Origin of the sequence: Microbacterium esteraromaticum (assembly GCF_900163815.1) — a bacterium.
Classification (GTDB): domain Bacteria; phylum Actinomycetota; class Actinomycetes; order Actinomycetales; family Microbacteriaceae; genus Microbacterium; species Microbacterium esteraromaticum_B.
On sequence record NZ_FUKO01000019.1, the window covers coordinates 518,491 to 537,352 of the forward strand.

At 65.7% G+C, this 18,862-nt stretch carries 20 protein-coding genes; 17 read left to right on the forward strand and 3 right to left on the reverse strand.

Features of this window, described 5'->3' with window-relative positions:
- Window positions 1-259 precede the first annotated feature (259 nt).
- The 5 genes from FM104_RS07905 (at window position 260) to FM104_RS07925 (ending at window position 5,673) form a co-directional block, all read left to right on the forward strand.
- On the forward strand, window positions 260-2,533 hold the full coding sequence (locus FM104_RS07905) for a polyribonucleotide nucleotidyltransferase (RefSeq protein ID WP_087130889.1): 2,274 nt from the start codon (window positions 260-262) through the stop codon (window positions 2,531-2,533).
- Window positions 2,534-2,748: 215 nt separating this feature from the next.
- Window positions 2,749-3,774, forward strand: coding sequence for an aldo/keto reductase (locus FM104_RS07910; protein ID WP_087130892.1), 1,026 nt, complete (start codon window positions 2,749-2,751; stop codon window positions 3,772-3,774).
- Window positions 3,775-3,861: 87 nt separating this feature from the next.
- Window positions 3,862-4,464, forward strand: coding sequence for a histidine phosphatase family protein (locus FM104_RS07915; protein ID WP_087130895.1), 603 nt, complete (start codon window positions 3,862-3,864; stop codon window positions 4,462-4,464).
- Window positions 4,465-4,489: 25 nt separating this feature from the next.
- The gene (gene dapB / locus FM104_RS07920) at window positions 4,490-5,233 is read left to right on the forward strand and encodes a 4-hydroxy-tetrahydrodipicolinate reductase (RefSeq protein WP_087130898.1); all 744 of its coding nucleotides are present in this window, start codon (window positions 4,490-4,492) and stop codon (window positions 5,231-5,233) included.
- 23 nt (window positions 5,234-5,256) lie between these two features.
- Entirely contained in the window at window positions 5,257-5,673 is a 417-nt protein-coding gene (locus tag FM104_RS07925) for a hypothetical protein (protein ID WP_087131221.1), read from the forward strand.
- Window positions 5,674-5,679: 6 nt separating this feature from the next.
- Here FM104_RS07925 and FM104_RS07930 read toward each other — a convergent pair whose 3' ends face one another.
- The 3 genes from FM104_RS07930 to FM104_RS07940 form a co-directional block, all read right to left on the reverse strand.
- On the reverse strand, window positions 5,680-6,105 hold the full coding sequence (locus FM104_RS07930; RefSeq protein ID WP_087130901.1) for an OsmC family peroxiredoxin: 426 nt from the start codon (window positions 6,103-6,105) through the stop codon (window positions 5,680-5,682).
- A 91-nt stretch (window positions 6,106-6,196) separates the two neighbouring features.
- Window positions 6,197-6,775 (reverse strand): DUF4395 family protein, encoded by a 579-nt coding sequence (locus tag FM104_RS07935; protein ID WP_087130904.1) that lies wholly within the window; start codon window positions 6,773-6,775, stop codon window positions 6,197-6,199.
- Window positions 6,772-7,197 carry a thioredoxin family protein gene (locus tag FM104_RS07940; protein ID WP_256971560.1) on the reverse strand — a complete coding sequence of 142 codons (426 nt, stop codon included), beginning with the start codon at window positions 7,195-7,197 and terminating at the stop codon, window positions 6,772-6,774. Before FM104_RS07940 ends, FM104_RS07935 begins: the two co-directional genes overlap by 4 nt.
- Before the next feature lie 91 nt (window positions 7,198-7,288).
- Between FM104_RS07940 and FM104_RS07945 the strand changes: the two genes are divergently transcribed.
- The 12 genes from FM104_RS07945 to FM104_RS08000 all read left to right on the forward strand — a co-directional run bounded on the left by FM104_RS07945 (window position 7,289) and on the right by FM104_RS08000 (window position 18,842).
- Window positions 7,289-8,095: a thymidylate synthase gene (locus FM104_RS07945; protein WP_087130910.1), complete on the forward strand. Its 807-nt coding sequence runs from the start codon at window positions 7,289-7,291 to the stop codon at window positions 8,093-8,095.
- Window positions 8,092-8,568, forward strand: coding sequence for a dihydrofolate reductase (locus tag FM104_RS07950; protein WP_087130913.1), 477 nt, complete (start codon window positions 8,092-8,094; stop codon window positions 8,566-8,568). The genes FM104_RS07945 and FM104_RS07950 overlap by 4 nt, the downstream gene beginning before the upstream one ends.
- Complete coding sequence (locus tag FM104_RS07955) at window positions 8,568-9,329, forward strand: SDR family NAD(P)-dependent oxidoreductase (RefSeq protein ID WP_087130916.1); 762 nt, start codon at window positions 8,568-8,570, stop codon at window positions 9,327-9,329. The genes FM104_RS07950 and FM104_RS07955 overlap by 1 nt, the downstream gene beginning before the upstream one ends.
- A gap of 48 nt (window positions 9,330-9,377) precedes the next feature.
- Window positions 9,378-10,355 (forward strand): 4-hydroxy-tetrahydrodipicolinate synthase, encoded by a 978-nt coding sequence (gene dapA / locus FM104_RS07960; protein WP_087130918.1) that lies wholly within the window; start codon window positions 9,378-9,380, stop codon window positions 10,353-10,355.
- Window positions 10,356-10,415: 60 nt separating this feature from the next.
- Window positions 10,416-12,092 (forward strand): ribonuclease J, encoded by a 1,677-nt coding sequence (locus tag FM104_RS07965; protein WP_087130922.1) that lies wholly within the window; start codon window positions 10,416-10,418, stop codon window positions 12,090-12,092.
- A gap of 82 nt (window positions 12,093-12,174) precedes the next feature.
- Window positions 12,175-14,925 carry an FtsK/SpoIIIE family DNA translocase gene (locus FM104_RS07970; protein WP_087130925.1) on the forward strand — a complete coding sequence of 917 codons (2,751 nt, stop codon included), beginning with the start codon at window positions 12,175-12,177 and terminating at the stop codon, window positions 14,923-14,925.
- On the forward strand, window positions 14,925-15,500 hold the full coding sequence (pgsA, locus tag FM104_RS07975; protein WP_087130928.1) for a CDP-diacylglycerol--glycerol-3-phosphate 3-phosphatidyltransferase: 576 nt from the start codon (window positions 14,925-14,927) through the stop codon (window positions 15,498-15,500). Before FM104_RS07970 ends, pgsA begins: the two co-directional genes overlap by 1 nt.
- Window positions 15,497-16,000, forward strand: a complete 504-nt coding sequence (locus FM104_RS07980; RefSeq protein ID WP_087130929.1) for a CinA family protein — start codon at window positions 15,497-15,499, stop codon at window positions 15,998-16,000. Before pgsA ends, FM104_RS07980 begins: the two co-directional genes overlap by 4 nt.
- Before the next feature lie 180 nt (window positions 16,001-16,180).
- Window positions 16,181-16,489 (forward strand): helix-turn-helix domain-containing protein, encoded by a 309-nt coding sequence (locus FM104_RS07985; protein ID WP_087130931.1) that lies wholly within the window; start codon window positions 16,181-16,183, stop codon window positions 16,487-16,489.
- 26 nt (window positions 16,490-16,515) lie between these two features.
- Window positions 16,516-16,737 carry a DUF3046 domain-containing protein gene (locus FM104_RS07990; RefSeq protein ID WP_087130933.1) on the forward strand — a complete coding sequence of 74 codons (222 nt, stop codon included), beginning with the start codon at window positions 16,516-16,518 and terminating at the stop codon, window positions 16,735-16,737.
- Window positions 16,738-16,980: 243 nt separating this feature from the next.
- Window positions 16,981-18,024 (forward strand): recombinase RecA, encoded by a 1,044-nt coding sequence (recA, locus tag FM104_RS07995; protein WP_087130935.1) that lies wholly within the window; start codon window positions 16,981-16,983, stop codon window positions 18,022-18,024.
- A gap of 14 nt (window positions 18,025-18,038) precedes the next feature.
- Complete coding sequence (locus FM104_RS08000) at window positions 18,039-18,842, forward strand: regulatory protein RecX (RefSeq protein WP_256971561.1); 804 nt, start codon at window positions 18,039-18,041, stop codon at window positions 18,840-18,842.
- The last annotated feature ends 20 nt before the right edge of the window (window positions 18,843-18,862 follow it).

An 18,862-nucleotide genomic window follows, 5' to 3' on the forward strand; every position in this document is an offset into this window, starting at 1 on the left:
AGCGGCACTGATAGGATTGACGCGGTTGCCTGTGGCATCCATCAATTGCATACGCACGTACACGGAGCGGTCGGCTGGGAAGCTGGTCCCCTGTGGTGGGTTCCTCGTCGCACACGGCGCCGGGTGATCTTCTACTGGTGGCCAGCGCAGGTGACATTCGCGGGAATGCCCGCGCGCCTATTTCTGCCCGCATCCGCTCCTTCGCGAGAACTCGCGCGCCATACGGGCACGCGAGCCTAAACAAAGAAGGAGAGACCTCTTGGAAGGTCCTGAAATCACTGCCACCGAAGCCGTTCTCGACAACGGCCGTTTCGGCACCCGCACCGTCCGCTTCGAAACCGGTCGCCTCGCACAGCAGGCACAGGGAGCAGTTGCGGCTTACCTCGACGACGAGACGATGCTCCTGTCGGCCACCAGCGCCGGCAAGCACCCGCGCGAAGGATTCGACTTCTTCCCGCTGACGGTCGACGTCGAAGAGCGCTCGTACGCAGCCGGCAAGATCCCCGGCTCGTTCTTCCGTCGCGAGGGGCGCCCCTCCACCGAGGCGATCCTCGTGTGCCGTCTCATCGACCGGCCGCTGCGTCCGTCGTTCGTCGCAGGCCTGCGCAACGAGGTCCAGATCGTCATCACCGTGCTGTCGATCGCTCCGGGCGAGTACTACGACGCACTGGCCATCAACGCGGCCTCCGCGTCGACGCAGATCTCCGGTCTGCCGTTCTCGGGTCCGATCGCGGGTGTGCGCATGGCATTCGTCCCCGGCCAGGGCGAGCACGCCGACCAGTGGGTCGCATTCCCCAACGCCGAGCAGGTCGAGCAGGCCGTCTTCGATCTCATCGTCGCCGGTCGTGTGGTCACCAAGTCCGATGGCACCGAAGACGTCGCGATCATGATGGTCGAGGCCGAGGCCACTGAAGGCAGCTGGAACCTGATCAAGGCCGGCGCCACCAAGCCGAACGAAGATGTGGTCGCACAGGGCCTCGAAGCATCGAAGCCCTTCATCGCCCAGCTGGTCAAGGCTCAGGCCGAGCTCGCATCGCACGCCTCGAAGGAGCCGGGTGTCTACCCGGTCTTCCTGCCGTACAGCGAAGAGGTCTACAGCTTCGTCGCCGACCGTGCGCTCGCCGAGCTCACCGAAGTGTACAAGATCGCCGACAAGCAGGAGCGCCAGAACGCCGACGACGCGATCAAGGACCGCGTCAAGGCTGAGCTGATCTCCGCCACCGAGGCCGGCACACTGGCCGCCGGTGCGCCGCTGGAGTTCTCTGCCGCGTACAAGTCCGTCACGAAGAAGATCGTCCGCGGTCGCATCCTCACCGAGGGCGAGCGCATCGACGGTCGCGGCCTGGCAGACATCCGCCCGCTGGATGCCGAGGTTCAGGTCATCCCGCGCGTGCACGGCTCGGCCATCTTCCAGCGCGGTGAGACTCAGATCCTGGGTGTCACCACGCTGAACATGCTCAAGCTGGAGCAGCAGATCGACTCGCTGTCGCCGACGACGAGCAAGCGCTACATGCACCACTACAACTTCCCGCCCTACTCGACCGGTGAGACCGGCCGTGTAGGTTCGCCGAAGCGTCGCGAGATCGGGCACGGCTTCCTCGCCGAGCGCGCACTCGTGCCGGTGCTGCCGACCCGCGAGGAGTTCCCCTACGCGATCCGTCAGGTGTCTGAGGCTCTCAGCTCAAACGGCTCGACGTCGATGGGCTCCGTCTGCGCCTCGACACTGTCGCTGCTGAACGCCGGTGTGCCGCTGCGCGCACCTGTGGCCGGGATCGCCATGGGTCTGGTTTCCGACGACGTCGACGGTGAGACCCGCTATGCGGCGCTCACCGACATCCTGGGTGCAGAAGATGCGCTCGGTGACATGGACTTCAAGGTCGCCGGCACCAGCGAGTTCGTCACGGCGATCCAGCTGGACACCAAGCTCGATGGCATTCCGACGTCCGTGCTCGTGGGCGCACTCGCTCAGGCTCGCGACGCGCGCCTGACGATCCTGAACGTGCTCAATGCCGCCATCGACGCTCCGGACGAGATGGCACCGACCGCGCCGCGCGTGATCAGCGTGCACATCCCGGTCGACAAGATCGGCGAGCTGATCGGCCCGAAGGGCAAGACGATCAACTCGATCCAGGACGAGACCGGCGCGCAGATCTCCATCGAGGAGGACGGCACCGTCTACATCGGCGCCACCGATGGTCCGTCGGCCGAAGCCGCTCGTGCCCAGGTCAACGCGATCGCCAACCCGACCAACCCCGAGGTCGGCGAGCAGTTCCTCGGCACCGTCGTGAAGATCGCCCCATTCGGCGCTTTCGTCTCGCTGCTTCCTGGCAAGGATGGACTGCTGCATGTCACCGAGGTGCGCAAGCTCGCCGGTGGCAAGCGCGTCGAGAACGTCGATGACGTTCTCTCCGTCGGCCAGAAGATTCTCGTGAAGATCACGAAGATCGATGACCGCGGCAAGCTGTCGCTCGAGCCCGTGCTCGATGACTCGGCTGCCGAGGGCGAGCAGGCTGCAGAGACCGCTGAGGCGTGATCTGAGCGGATGCTGGTGATCCAGCATCCGTGAGCACAGACCCGGGATCGGACGAGCAATCGTCCGGTCCCGGGTCTATTCGTATCTGATGTGACTGAACCGTTATCGGAAGTTCGTGGCGCGTGCACTCGTGGCGGGCGTCCGGCCACGAAATGTCGCTTACCCTCTAAGTACGCACCCGGGTGCGCAGGCCTTCGGATTCGCGGGGTGAGACGATGAGACTTTTCGGCACAGGCACAGCCAGCGAGTCGTCGCGCGAAGAGAGTGTCACCGACGAGCATCCATCGGCGCCGATTCCCGTCGTGGGGCCCGGAGTCGGCGAGAGCATCCGCATCGCGCTCGGCGAAACCGGGCACAGCATTTTTCCGATGATGCTGGGGGCGGCCGAGTTCGGCTGGAACGTCGACCTGGAGAGCAGCCACGACATCCTCGACCGGTATCTGGAGTTCGGCGGCAACGCCATCCACACGGCCGATGGCTTCTCGGGCGGTCGCAGCGAGCACATCATCGGCCAGTGGCTGCGCTCGCGCGGGCGACGTGAGGAAGTGGTTCTCAGCGCCCGGATCGGCTCGCATGCAGACAACCCCGGGCTCGGCTCGGTGAACCTGGTGAGAGCTGTAGAAGGATCGCTCACCCGGCTCGGGGTCGAGCAGATCGACGTGCTGTATCTGGACGCGTCGCTCGATGAGGCCACCAACCTTGAGGAGACCCTCGCGACGGCCGAGTGGCTGAAGGAATCGGGCAAGATCACCGCTGTCGGCGCGTATTCGTTCGCGCCGGAGCGCTTGGTGGAGGCTCGGATCCTCGCCTCAGCCGGTTACCCGCGCATCGAGGTTCTCGACGAGCCGTACAACCTGGTGCGACGCACCGGCTTCGAGGGCGATCTGCGGTTGGTCGCCGCCGCGCAGAACCTCGCCGTCACGCCCTCGCATGCTTTGGAGCACGGCTTCCTCTCCGGCCAGCATCGCAGCAAGGCCTCTGCAGCCGGGGTCCGCGGGCAGCAGATGCGCAGTCACTTGAACCGTCGCGGCATCCGGGTGCTCGGCACTCTCGATCAGATCGCTTCGGAACTCTCGGTCCCCGTCGCGGCTGTGTCGATCGCCTGGCTGCTGGCGCAGCGCACCGTTGTCGCCCCGATCGTCAATGCCTTCGCCCCCGAGCATGTCGAAGAGCTCATGCAGGGTGCAGGCATCTCGCTCTCTCAGGCTCAGATAGCACTGCTAGCGCGCTCCGGCGTCTGACTTTCGTCGTAGCATCGACGGCCGGTGTCGGAGGCGTGCCATAAGCTGGAATGGCCCCGATTCGGTGGCGACGAAGTGAGCAGGGTTGTGACGCATTACATATATTTGGTCAGACATGGTGAACATCAAGATGCCGAGCACGGTGTAGATGACGGACCCCTCTCCCCGCGAGGCCAGCGACAGGCTGAGCTGATCGCCGATCGCCTTTCCGGGCTTCCGCTCGATGCGGTCTGGCATTCGCCATTGCTGCGCGCGGCTGAGACCGCCCGTTCGGTGGCGGCACGCCTGCCCTCCGTCGACCCGGTGCCCTCGGCGCTGCTGTTCGACTGCGTGCCCAGCGGTATGAGCGAAGACACCCCTGCGGCTTATGAGTCCTTTTTCGGCTCGGTGACCGATGCCGAGATCGAGGCGGGATCTGCGCAGATGGCCGATGCGACGGGGGAGTTCCTGCGCCGGCGCACGGGAGATGTGCACGAGGTCCTCATCACCCACAATTTCGTGATCTCCTGGTTCGTGCGCGAGGTTCTCGGCGCACCGGACTGGCGGTGGATGACCTTGAATCAGGCGCACTGCGGGCTCACGGTCATCGCCCAGAAGCAGGGTCGGCCATGGACGCTGCTGACCCACAACGATCTCGGGCACCTGCCGATGGAACTGCGCACCGGGCTTCCCGACGTTCCGACTGTCTGACATCGACGAATCTAGAATGGATTCCATGACCACACAGGTTGCTCTCGTCGGCGGCACAGGCAAGCTCGGCCGCATCATCCACGCGGTTATCGATGAGGTCGATGGGTTCGAGGTGCGCAACGTCCTCGGTTCCGCCAGTGAGCTCAGCGAACTCGACGGTGCAGATCTCATCATCGATGCGTCAACCCCTGCGGTGAGTCTCGATGTTGTTCGGGCAGCGATCGAGCGGGGAATCAACGTGCTCGTCGGGACGTCAGGGTGGTCGCAGGAGCGCATCGCACAGATCCGCCCGCTCGTCACTGATGAGTCAGCCGTGGTCTTCGTGCCGAACTTCGCGCTCGGCTCGGTGCTGGGCTCTGCGCTGGCTGCCGCGGCCGCACCGTTCTTCGTCTCGGCGGAGATCATCGAAGCACACCGCGACACGAAGATCGATTCGCCCAGCGGCACGGCGGTGCGCACCGCCGAACTGATGACCGCAGCGCGAGATGACGAGGGGCCGTTCCAAGCGCCCCATGTCGATCAGCGAGCCCGCGGACAGCAGGTCGCCGGAATCCCGGTGCACTCGCTTCGTCGCCCCGGCGTCATCGCGAAGCAGGAGGTCATCCTCTCCGGCGCGGGGGAGTCGCTCTCGATCGTGCATGACACGGTCGATTCTGCCGCCGCCTACGCACCCGGCATCCGTCTCGCGCTGCCGTTCGCTCGCGATGCGCGCGCGCTCACGGTCGGCCTGGAGAACATGATCGACATCGGGATCCGAGCTCGCTCGTGACGTCGCGCATCAGCGTCGCAGTCATGGGGGCTGCGCTCCTGCTGTACATCGCCACGGCGATCTGGCTGGCCGTGATGTTCTTCGCGGCGGGCTCTCCGGCATCCATCGGCATGGGGATTGCGCTCACCGTGATCGCGCCGATCGGCGCGTGGACGCTCGTGCGCGAACTGATGTTCGGCTTCTCCGCCGATCGGCTGGGCAAGACGCTGGATGCCGAGGGCGGCATGCCAGAGGCCCCGGCCGAGCTGACGCCTAGCGGGCGACTCCGCCGCGACGACATCGAGCCGCTGATCGCTGAGCACACCGCCGCGGCCGAGGCGGCAGCAGACGACTGGCGGGCCCGCTACCGGCTCGGCGTCGTGCAGGATGCTGCCGGGCGCCGCAAGGACGCCCGGGCCAGCATCCGCGAGGCCATTCGGCTCGAGAAGACGACCGGCTGAGCCCGCTCAGGCCAGGCTGGCTTCGAGCGAGATCTCGATGCCGGCGAGCGCCTGCGATACCGGGCAGCCGGTCTTCGCACCGTCGGCGAGCTCCTGGAACTTCTCCGGTGTCAGTCCGGGTACGGTGGCGTGCACGTTGAGATGACTGCCGGTGATGCCGGTTCCCGGCTTGAAGGTCACCGATGCGGTCGTGTTGACCAGCTCAGGAGGCGTGCCGTTCTCGGCCAGCGCATTCGAGAGCGCCATGCTGAAGCACGAGGCGTGCGCAGCTGCGATGAGCTCCTCCGGAGTGGTGGTGGTCTCGGACCCCTCGCTGCGGGACTTCCAATCGATGGGGAAGGTGCCGAGGTTCGACGTGGAGAATGCGACGGTGCCTGAACCTTCGGTCAGGGATCCGGTCCAAGTGGTGGCGGCTTCGCTGGTGACGGGCATGATTCCTCCGAGGGGTCGCATCTCGTGCACGCGCAGCGGGTTCGCTGCGCGTGGCCAGCCTACCCAGGCGGTGCGCGTACCGGTACTGGGATCAGGCGACACGGGTCGGGCGGCCGACAAGTCCCACCCGCTGCAGCAGCAGGAAGAGCTGACATCCGAGGCACAAGCCGAAGGCGGCGTTGAGGAAAGCGGCGAGAAACGCCGCGGCGGTGGCGATGGGGAGCGCGAGCGGCACACCGAGCAGATGCAGCAAGAGCCCCGCGGCTACGACGGCAAATCCCACACCCTGCGCGAAGCGCGGTGGACGGGAATCCTCCAACTCGCGCGGGGCTGAAAGGCGAGGGCGAATCGTGCGGCGGAAAAGCACGCCCCACGGCTGCGTGCGTGGTGAGAGCACGCCCCACAGGAACAGCAGCGCGATGATGGCGGTGAGCAGGAATGCCGGGTCGAGGGCGCGGTGCACGGCGCTGGCAGACTGGACGGACCACGTCGTCGGGAAGAAAAGGGCGTCGCTGAGCGGTTGATAGGCGAACCAGCCGAAGGCAGCCGTCCCGGACCGTTGGGCAGACAATCCCGTGAGGCCCAGCAGCGTCGTGATCAGCAGCAGCACCGAGGTGATCCATGCAGAGAACCTCGGTCCGCGCGGGTCGATACCGGTTTCGCTCGTCATCGTGCCTCCTGGAGCGCGGGCAATTCGGCGAGCGCCTCTTCGACGTGGTCGCGACGCGGTGCGCCGTGGAAGCGCGCAAGAACGGTCGCATCCGCTCCGACGAGAAACGTTGTCGGAGTGGTGAGCACCTGATATCGACGGGCGAGGTCGGGGCGGTGGGTGAGATCGACCTCGATGAGCTCGATGCGCGATCGAGTCGCCACCACGCTCCGCAGCATCCGGCGCACCTGCGGGCAGCGCGCACAGGTCTCGGTACCGAACTGAACGAGGGCCACACGACCTGGAACGACACCGAGATCGCGTACATCGACGGTGCCGCCGCCGCGTCGGCGTCGGCCATCGCGCGCCTGCCAGGTGATGCCCGCGACAGCCGCGACGATGACTAGACCGGCTGCCATGAGCAGAGCTGTGGAGAGGGGCACGGGTAGAGAATAAGCGCGCCTCGAGGCCGAACGGGCGGATATGACGCCGGATGACGGCCGAGGGGCACTCGGCGCCGGTATCCTTGCTGACATGAGCGCCGTCCCCACGCCCTACGAAGATCTGCTCCGCGATGTGCTCGAGAGCGGCACGCACAAGGATGATCGGACGGGCACCGGAACCACCAGTGTGTTCGGCCGGCAGATCCGATTCGATCTCGCACAGGGCTTTCCGCTGATCACGACCAAGCGCGTGCACTTCAAGTCGATCGCCTACGAGCTGCTGTGGTTCCTCCGCGGTGACTCGAACGTGAGCTGGCTGCAGGAGCACGGCGTCACGATCTGGGACGAGTGGGCGGATGCTGATGGCGACCTGGGCCCGGTCTACGGCGTGCAATGGCGATCCTGGCCGACGCCGGATGGCGGCAGCATCGATCAGCTGTCACAGGTGATCGAGCAGATCAGGGCGACCCCGGATTCGCGTCGCCTCATTGTCTCAGCGTGGAATCCCGCCGACATCCCCGATATGGCGCTGGCTCCCTGCCACGCGCTGTTCCAGTTCTACGTCGCCGACGGCAAGCTCTCATGCCAGCTCTATCAGCGCAGCGCCGACCTCTTCCTCGGCGTGCCGTTCAACATCGCCTCCTACGCGCTGCTGACGCTGATGGTGGCGCAGCAGACGGGACTCGAGCCCGGCGAGTTCATCTGGACCGGCGGCGACTGCCATATCTATGACAACCATCTCGAGCAGGTGCGCGAGCAGCTGAGCCGCGAGCCGTATCCCTACCCGACGCTGCGCATCGATGGGCAGCGCGAATCGATCCTCGACTACCGCTATGAGGACTTCGTCGTCGAGGGATACCAGCATCATCCGGCCATCCGCGGAAAGGTGGCGGTATGACCTGGGTGGGCCTGATCTGGGCCGAAGCCGCTGACGGCGTGATCGGCGCGCAGGGCGGCATGCCCTGGCATGTGCCCGAGGACCTGGCGCATTTCAAGGAGACCACGCTCGGCGTGCCGGTGATCATGGGGCGTCGCACCTGGGATTCGCTGCCCGAGCGCTTTCGCCCCCTGCCCGGACGCGAGAACGTCGTCATCACGCGCGATCAGGACTGGCATGCCGAGGGGGCCCGCCGGGCCGCGAACATCGAAGATGCGGTCCGCAGCCTCGAACGCGTCTGGGTCATCGGCGGCTCCGACATCTTCCGCCAGGTGATCGGCCAGGCGGATCGGCTCGAGGTCACCGAACTCGACCTGGCCGTCGCGGGCGACACCTTCGCGCCGCCGAAAGATGGCTGGCGCCTCGTCGATGAAGGCGAGTGGCAGACCTCGCGCACCGGCATCCGCTACCGATTCCTGGGATTCGATCGCTGATGCCCACCGCACTCATCACCGGTGCCTCCGCCGGTCTCGGAGCCGAATTCGCTCGTCAGATCGCAGCCAAGCACGGTGACCTCGTGCTCGTCGCTCGGCGAGCGGACGCATTGGAAGAGCTCGCGGATGAACTCCGCCGCGCCCATGGGGTGGGTGTCGAAGTGCTCACCGCCGACCTGGCGGACGAGAACGATGTGCACCGGGTTGCCCAGCGCATCTCGGATTCGGCGAACCCGATCGACCTGCTCATCAACAACGCGGGCTTCGGCCTGCCGCTGCAATTCGCCGACAACCCCATCGAAGACGAGGTGCGTCACCTGCGTGTGCACGTGGAGGCTTCGATGCGGCTTATGCATGCAGCCCTGGGCGTGATGCGCGGGCGAGGCGGACGCATCATCAACGTGGCGTCGGTCGCCGGCTTCATCTCACGATCCACCTATTCGGCCTGCAAGTCGTGGCTGATCGGCTTCAGTCGCTGGGCGAACGGCGAATACGGCAGGGACGGCGTGAGCGTGACGGCGGTGTGTCCTGGATTCACCCATACGACATTCCATGCCCGGATGGGGCTCGAACCGGGCAAGGAGGGCATCCCCGCGATCATGTGGCTCGACGCCGCAGATGTGGTGCGCGAGGCACTCCGGGACGCGGCGAAGGGCAAGGCAGTGTCTGTCCCCTCGCTGCGCTACAAGATCATCGTCGCGGTCAGTCGCCTCCTGCCCAGCTCGCTCACGGCGGGCGTGGCGCGTCGCGGACGAGTGTGAGTCTTCATCCGAACCGTGACGGCGTCGGCGAAACGCTACGCTGAGAGGATGATGCACTCGGGCAACCCTTTCGGACAGGTTCTTGTCGCGCTGGTCACTCCGATGACCGCCGACGGCGAAGTCGATTGGCCCGCAGTCGAGAAGCACATGGACCAGGTGATCGCCGACGGCGCCGACGGCATCGTCGTCACGGGAACCACCGGTGAGACCTCGACGCTCACCGACGATGAGAAGCTGCGGCTGGTCGAGGTCGGCAAGGACGTCTCCGCGGGCCGTGCGAAGATCATCACCGGCGGCGGATCGAATGAGACCGCGCACGCGATCGAGCTGTACAAGGCCAGCGAGAAGGCCGGTGCCGACGGCATCATGATCGTGACGCCCTATTACAACAAGCCGACGCAGGCCGGCGTTCTGACGCACTTCCGTCTCGTCGCCGATGCGACGGACCTGCCGGTCATCCTCTACGACATCCCGGGGCGCACCGGCGTGCCGATCAAGTACGAGACGATTCTGCGCCTCGCGAAGCACCCGAACATCCTCGCTGTGAAGGACGCCAAGGGCGATTTCTCGGAGGTGAGCCGCGTTCTCAACCAGACCGACCTGATGTACTTCTCCGGCGATGACTCCAACGCGCTGCCGCACCTCGCGATCGGCGCGACCGGCATCATCGGCGTGACGGGCAACATCACCTCCGCGCCGTACCGGACGATGGTGGATGCCGTGAACCGCGGCGATCTCACCGCAGCCACTGCAGAGCACCGGCGCTTGGAGCCGCTTGTGCGCGCGACCATGACCCACGTGCCCGGCACCGTGGCGGTGAAGTACATCCTGCACGGCCTCGGCCGCATCGGCAGCCCCCGCGTGCGCCTGCCGCTGGTGGGCCCGGAGGAGTGGGAGGCCGCCCTCATCGAGGATGAGCTGTCGGTCGTATCCGGGCTGCCCGGCGCCGATTTCTCGAACTTCCGCCCTGACCGCAACGCTGCGGCCGGAGGCGCTCTGCCCAAGGTGCACGGCACCACCCGATGATCGCCACCGCGCGCTGAATCAACACCAACGGACACGACGTGTCCGACTGAGGAGACGTGAATGTCCATCCCCATCGCCGCTCCCGAACCGCTCGCCCAGGGCACGCTCCGCGTGACACCCATCGGCGGTCTCGGCGAGATCGGTCGCAATATGACCACCTTCGAATTCGACGGCAAGATTCTCATCGTCGACTGCGGTGTGCTCTTCCCCGAAGAGCACCAGCCCGGAGTCGACCTGATCCTGCCGGACTTCGAGCCGATCAAATCTCGCCTCGATGACATCGTCGGCGTTGTGCTCACGCACGGCCACGAAGACCACATCGGCGCCGTCCCGTACCTCTTGCGGCTGAAGAACGACATCCCGCTGATCGGCTCGGGCCTCACCCTGGCACTGGTCGAGGCGAAGCTGAAAGAGCACCGCATCAAGCCGTACACGCTCACCGTCGTCGAGGGGCAGAAGGAGCAGGTCGGCCCGTTCGACCTCGAGTTCATCGCGGTGAATCACTCGATTCCGGATGCCATGGCCGTCGCCATCCGCACACCAGCCGGTCTCGCGCTGGCAACCGGCGACTTCAAGATGGATCAGCTGCCGCTGGACGGACGCATCACCGACCTGCGGTCGTTCGCCCGCCTCGGCGAAGAGGGCGTCGATCTGTTCCTGGTCGACTCGACCAATGCCGATGTTCCTGGCTTCACGCCCACAGAGCGATCCATCGGTCCTGTGCTTGACCAGGTCATCGCCAAGTCGCAGCGTCGGGTGATCGTCGCGAGCTTCTCCAGCCACGTGCACCGCGTGCAGCAGGTCATCGATGCGGCGCACGCGAACGGGCGACGGGTGGCCTTCCTGGGCCGCAGCATGGTTCGCAACATGACCATCGCGCAGCAGCTCGGATACTTGACCGTGCCCGACAACACGCTCATCGACTACAAGAAGGCGCGCGACCTGCCCGACGACAAGATCGTCTACATGTCGACCGGTTCGCAGGGCGAGCCGATGGCTGTGCTGAGCCGAATGGCCAACCTCGACCACGCCATCGAGCCCGGTGAGGGCGATACGATCATCCTCGCGTCCAGCCTGATCCCGGGCAACGAGAATGCCGTCTACCGCGTCATCGATGGGCTGACCAGGCTCGGCGCCAACGTCGTGCACAAGGCGAATGCCCGCGTGCACGTGTCTGGTCACGCCGCGGCTGGTGAGCTGCTGTACTGCTACAACATCCTCAAGCCGAAGAACGTCCTTCCCGTTCACGGCGAGTACCGTCACCTGATGGCCAACGCCAAGCTCGCGCAGGACACCGGCATCCCCGAAGAGCGCACGATCATCGGCGGCAACGGCACCATCATCGATCTGCGCGACGGCGAGGCGACCATTGCAGGCCAGCTCGACATCGGCTTCGTCTACGTGGACGGGTCGACCGTCGGCGGCGTCACCGATGCCGATCTGAAGGATCGCAGGATCCTGGGCGAAGAGGGCTTCGTCTCGATCATCGTCGTCGTGGACTCGTCGACGGGCCGCATCATCTCGGGGCCTGAGATCCACGCTCGCGGCGTGGCCGAAGACGATTCGGTCTTCGATGACGTGACGCCGAAGATCATCGCGGCGCTGAAGGAAGCTGCCGGAAACGGTGTGCGCGACAATCATGCGCTCTCGCAGATCATCCGGCGCACGATCGGTCGCTGGGTGAACCAGAAGCTGCGTCGTCGACCGATGATCGTGCCGCTGGTCATCGAGGCGTAGCCGGTGGTCGTGGCTGCCGCCAATATCGCGGAAAGCCACGTCATTACGCGGAAATGTCGGTGTTCGGCCGTAACGTGGAGACATGGCCAGGAGCACTACGAAGTCCGAGCGCGCGTCCGAGAGCGCCTCGCCTCGCCCGAAGCGGCAGGCGGCGCCTCGGGCGAACGCGAAGGCCGCTCCGGCGCCGAAGAAATACATCGATGACGCAGAGCGTCCTCCGCTGGCAGGGCGCATGTGGCTCGGCATCGCACACGGAGTTGGCGGACTCTTCCGCGCCTTCGGCCCTGAGGATCTCGAGAAGGATCAGCGCCGCGATGGCTTCCCGTTCCTGCTCGTGCTGCTCGCATGCGCAGGCGCCGTGGTCGAATGGTTCCTGATCGGCAATGACGTGGCCCAGGCGATCAGCGCCTACACGTGGGGCGGTCTGATCGGGCGCGCGGCGTTTGTGCTTCCGGTGCTGCTGCTGCTGCTCGCCGGCTGGCTGTTCCGGCATCCGTCCTCTGTGCACGACAACGGACGCATCGGAATCGGATTCGGGCTGTTCGTGCTGGCGCTGGCCGGTTTCTGTCACGTCGCCTCCGGCACCGCCGACAAACTCGGCGAGATCGTCCGCCCGCAGCCGCGAGGGGGCATGCCCGGCCTCAGCGCCGCCGGGGGCCTTTTCGGCTGGATGCTGGGGGAGCCGCTGGCGTTCCTCACCTCCGTCGTGGCCTACATCGTGCTGGCGGTGCTGGCCGTGCTCAGCATCCTCATCCTCACCAAGACTCCTCCGAACCGCATCGGCGAGCGTCTTGGCGACCTGTACGCCTGGATGTTCGGCGCAGAGAAGCCGATGCGCGCTCCGGCAGCAGAGGAAGCCCCCGACGACTCCGCGAAGGACGATGCGCTGCCGTGGTGGCGCCGCAACAAGACGGGCCGCGAAGAGGATCCCGACGAGGGCACCGATTCACAGGCTCTCACCGCGCTTCTCGAAGAGCCGAACAAGAAGGCGGCCTACGACCAGGCGGTCATCGTCGACGCCACCCCGCAGGATGCCGCGACCGAGGTGCTCACCGATGTCAGCGCTCTCACCGACATGCTCGGCGAGCAGAACGCCACCGGCCTTCTGGACGACGACGGATCGACCGGGGAACTGCCCGGGCTCGACGGATTCGGCACGGAAGGCCCCGGAACCGACGGCCTGAAGCCGCCCGCAGCCCCGTATGTGCTGCCGTCGCCCGCCGTTCTGAAAGCAGGACCGCCGCCGGTGACCCGTTCGGATGCCACCGATCACACCATCGCGCAGATCACCAGCGTGCTCGAGCAGTTCAAGGTAGACGCCAAGGTCACCGGCTTCTCGCGGGGGCCGACAGTCACCCAGTATGAGATAGAGGTGGGACTCGGCGTCAAGGTCGAGAAGATCCTGCAGCTGAGCAACAACTTCTCCTACGCAGTGGCATCCAACGATGTGCGCATCCTCTCGCCGATCCCGGGCAAGAGCGCGATCGGCATCGAGATTCCGAATGTCGACAAAGAGACCGTCGCGCTCGGCGATGTGCTGCGCTCGCCCGCGGCGCAGAAGAGCACCCACCCGATGACGATCGGCGTCGGCAAGGACGTCGGCGGAAACATCGTCGTCGCCAACCTCGCCAAGATGCCGCACCTGCTGGTCGCAGGATCCACCGGTTCAGGAAAATCGAGCTTCGTGAACTCCATGATCACGAGCCTGCTCATGCGTGCACGCCCCGCCGACGTCCGCATGGTGCTCATCGATCCGAAGCGAGTGGAGCTCACCAGTTACGCGGGTGTGCCGCACCTGATCACGCCCATCATCACGAACCCGAAGAAGGCGGCGGAAGCGCTGCAGTGGGTCGTGAAAGAGATGGACATGCGCTACGACGACCTCGCGTCGTTCGGCTTCCGACACATCGACGACTTCAACCGCGCTGTGCGCGCTGGCGAGATTCAGCTTCCTGCGGGCAGCGAGCGGGTGCTGAAGCCATACCCCTATCTGCTTGTGGTCGTCGACGAGCTCGCCGACCTGATGATGGTCGCTCCGCGAGACGTCGAGGATTCCATCGTGCGCATCACGCAGCTGGCCCGCGCCTCCGGCATCCACCTCGTGCTGGCGACGCAGCGACCCAGCGTCGACGTCGTCACCGGTCTCATCAAGGCGAACGTGCCCTCGCGCCTCGCCTTCGCCGTCACGAGCGTCACCGATAGCCGCGTCATCCTCGATTCGCCCGGTGCAGACAAGCTCATCGGGCAGGGTGACGCCTTGTTCTCACCGATGGGATCGTCCAAGCCCTTCCGGTTGCAGGGCGCATGGGTCGACGAGAGCGAGATCGTCGAGGTCGTCAAGCACGTCACCCAGCAGGCCCGACCCGAATACCGCCCGGACGTGCAGGAATCCGCAGAGTCCAAGCGCAAGGAGGTCGATGCGGACATCGGCGACGACCTCGAGCTGCTGCTCGCGGCTGCTGAGCTGATCGTCTCTTCGCAGTTCGGCTCGACCTCGATGCTGCAGCGAAAGCTGCGCGTCGGCTTCGCGAAGGCCGGCCGGTTGATGGATCTGCTCGAATCGCGCGAGATCGTCGGACCGTCTGAGGGCTCGAAGGCTCGCGATGTGCTCGTCACCAATGAGCAGCTGCCGAGCGTGCTCGCGAAGCTGCGCGGCGATGACGCACCAGCGTCTGCTCCAGCGTCCGCATCTGGTGCCGCCGCGGCTTCGGCACCCGAATCGCAGGGGCACTATGCCCATGACCCGGTCGAGCAGCAGTTCGAGGGTGTGCCCGTCGTCGAGAGCGAAGAAGACGGCGACGAAGACGCCTGGGGACTGACGGGCCGAGACTGATGACGATCCCGCGACAGCTTCCCAATGCGATCACGGTCGCGCGCATCCCGCTTGCGATCGTCTTCTTCGTGCTTCTGCTGCTCGCGGGCACGTTCGGCGCCGACGATCTTGCCCTGCGCTGGGTCGCAGCCGCCCTCTTCGTGCTCGCGATATCGACCGACTGGGTCGATGGCTATCTTGCGCGCAAATACGACATCGTCAGTGATTTCGGCAAGCTCTGGGACCCGATCGCCGACAAGCTGCTCACTGGCGCCGGTTTTCTCGGGCTCGCCATCCTCGGCGAGGTCGGCTGGTGGATCGTCATCATCATCCTCGTGCGCGAGTGGGGGATCACCGTTCACCGCTTCCTGATCGTGCGCGAGCAGGTCGTCGCCGCGGCCTGGATGGGCAAGATCAAGACCGTCGTGCAGGCCATCGCGCTCGGCTGGGCGCTGCTGCCGCTGCACGCGCTGATCGGGGTGACGCCCTGGGTGATCGTGACCCAGGTGCTGATGATCGCCGCCCTCGTGCTCACCGTGGCCAGCGGAATCGACTACGTGATCGCGCAGATCCGCGGTCGCAGGTCCTCGGAGTGAGCGAAGCGGCAGCTCTCATCACGGAGCTTCGAGTACGCGGCTGGACGCTCGGCGTCGCCGAGTCTCTCACCGGTGGGGGTGTCGCCGCGGAGATCGTGACGGTGCCGGGAGCATCCGCTGTCTTCTCTGGGGCTGTCGTCGCCTACGCCACCCCCGTCAAGCACACGCTGCTCGGAGTCGACGCGGACCTGCTCGCGGAGCACGGACCGGTCTGTGCGGAAGTAGCAGTGCAGATGGCCGACGGCGTGCGCAGAGCGGTTGCCGTCGGTGGACGCGCAGCCGACGTCGGCATCAGCACGACCGGAATCGCCGGCCCGGATTCTCCGGACGGGCAGCCGGTGGGCACAGTGCATATCGGTCTGGCGACACCGCTCCGCAGCAGCACGCGCTCCTTCGTGTTCGCCGGAGACCGGGGCGCCGTGCGCGTCCAGGCACGGGATGCGGCGATCGCACTCGCGCTCGAGGCGATCACACCCGCACCCGAGCCGATCCGGGAATAACCGCGGGTCCGCGCGGGTTGTCGACGATGTGCTCATCACCAGACACATACGAATGACGAAGAGTCGATTGCTCACAACACAAACACAGGCTGAAACAGTAGATTCAGAGGGATCCGGTCGGGTTAGACTGGCGATCCCCTTCGACACCACGTCGAATGGAAAGACGGAGAGGAGGTTCCGATGATCCTTGTCAGGCAAGAGATCGGCGACGTGCTGCGGGACTTCCGTCTGCAGAAGGGCCGCACGTTGCGTCAGGTGGCGGGTAAAGCGTCCGTTGCGCTTGGCTACCTGAGTGAGGTCGAGCGCGGGCAGAAGGAAGCGTCCAGCGAGATTCTCGCGTCGGTTGCAGAAGCTCTGGACGTGCCCATCTCGACGATCATGCGTGAGGTCGGCGACCGCATCTCGGTTCTTGAGGGACTCGGTGGCTTCCCCGATGTCGTCCCGGACGACCTGGTCGCCTCGGTCGAACCCGAGTTGTCGCTGCACTGAGCCGTTGAACGACTGACGACGGACGAATGCGACGCAGCGAATTCCTGCGCGCCGTCGATGATGAATTCGGCGGACGTGCCGACTCCCTCACCCACGATCTGATCCTGGGGCAGCTCGGAGTCACAGCGATCGAGGCGCTGGATGCCGGTGTGCCACCGCGCGATATCTGGCTTGCCCTCTGTGCGGAAGCCGATGTGCCGCCGGAACGCCGGTACGGAGTGGGACGACGCGAACCGCGCGCACGGTGATCGAAAGTTCGGCACACAATCGCGGCGTGTCGTCGAATGTGTGTTCGAACTCAGCGTATCGTTCTGCACAAGTGGTTTCGTGCAGCTTCTCTCCACAGTTGATGGGCTTGCCGACGCAATGTCGGTGGCCTCTTCTACCGTGATGGATGTGGCACCGAGCCATACGCCTTGTCGGAGAGACACCCCAACCGGGGTGGCCGCGACAGCCTACAGGCGACAGAACGCGAGCAGAAGGAACACATCATGCCATCACCCTCCGACCGCGAGAAGGCCCTCGAATCGGCCCTCGCTCAGATCGACCGTCAGTTCGGAAAGGGCTCGGTCATGCGGCTGGGCAGCGACGAGCGCGCACCGGTCGAGGTCATTCCCACCGGTTCCATCGCCCTCGATGTCGCTCTCGGCGTCGGCGGACTGCCGCGTGGACGCATCGTCGAGATCTACGGGCCTGAATCCTCGGGTAAGACGACACTGACGCTGCACGCCATCGCCAACGCCCAGCGCGCAGGCGGAATTGCCGCGTTCATCGACGCCGAGCACGCGCTCGATCCCGACTACGCCGCGAAACTCGGCGTCGACATCGATGCTCTGCTGGTCTCTCAGCCCGACACCGGTGAGCAGGCGCTCGAGATCGCCGACATGCTGGTGCGCTCTGGCTCCATCGACCTCATCGTCATCGACTCCGTGGCAGCTCTCGTGCCGCGTGCAGAGATCGAGGGCGAGATGGGCGACTCCCACGTGGGTCTGCAGGCTCGCCTGATGTCGCAGGCGCTGCGCAAGCTGACGGGTGGTCTGAACCAGACCAACACCACGATGATCTTCATCAACCAGCTGCGTGAGAAGATCGGCGTCTTCTTCGGCTCGCCCGAGACCACGGCCGGCGGAAAGGCCTTGAAGTTCTACGCTTCGGTGCGCCTGGACATCCGTCGCATCGAAACCCTGAAAGACGGCACCGATGCGGTAGGAAACCGCACACGCGTCAAGGTCGTCAAGAACAAGATGGCGCCGCCGTTCAAGCAAGCAGAGTTCGACATCCTGTACGGGGTCGGCATCTCACGCGAGGGCAGCCTGATCGACTTCGGTGTCGAGCACACGATCGTGAAGAAGTCGGGCTCCTGGTACACCTACGAGGGCGATCAGCTCGGCCAGGGCAAGGAGAATGCGCGCAACTTCCTTCTCAAGAACCCTGACATCGCACTGACGATCGAGAACCAGATCAAGCAGAAGCTGGGGATTGGCGTCAAGGCCGTAGCCGCTGCTGACGAGTTGGCTGAGCGCCGCCCGGCCTGATGTCCGGTGACCTGATGTCCGGTGATGAGGGACTCGCCCCGATCATTCCGATCTTCGGCGGCGCCGCTGCGCGGCGCCGCCCGGAGACGGAACCGTCCGACGACCATGCCCCGCGGGGCCCCGGGCCGCGTCATCCCGCGCTCTCGGGGGCAGCGCCGCGCACGCAGCGGCCCGCTGACGACCTGGCTGCCGAGCAGGCCATCGAGCAGAACGCGGAACAAGGCGACGGACGAAGCACTGAGCGAAATGCTGTGGTCGCGCTTCGTCCGCTCGGCCACCAGGTCGAAGCGGACGAAGCCGCTCCAGAACAGGACGCTGCTGAGATTCGCCGTCGTGCAGAGCACGCTCTGGTGCGGAAGCTGCGTGCAAAGGCTCTGTCCGTCTCAGAAGCACGTGCGGTTCTGCGCGGCCACGACCTGGATCGCGACTCCATCGACGACGTGATCGAGGACTTCACCTCGCGGGGCTACATCGACGATCACACGCTTGCTTCGCTGCTGGTCACCGCCGGCGTCGAACGCAAGGGGCAGGGTCGCGTCGCTCTGATGCGTTCGATGGCGCAGCGCGGGCTCCCGCGCGACGTCATCGATGCGGCTCTCGAAGAAGTCCCCGATGACGACGCCGAGCGCGCGCTGGACTACGCCCGCGGCAAGGCGAACGCGATGAGCAGACTCGATCCGGAAACCGCGCTGCGTCGTCTGCTCGGGCAACTCGCTCGGCGTGGCTATGGCGGCCCGGTGGCCATGAACGCCGCACGGACGGCGCTGCGCGAAGCCGGCGGCTCCGGGCGGGGAGTGCGCTTCGTGGACTCCGACTGACCCGAGCACTCGAGTCCGCT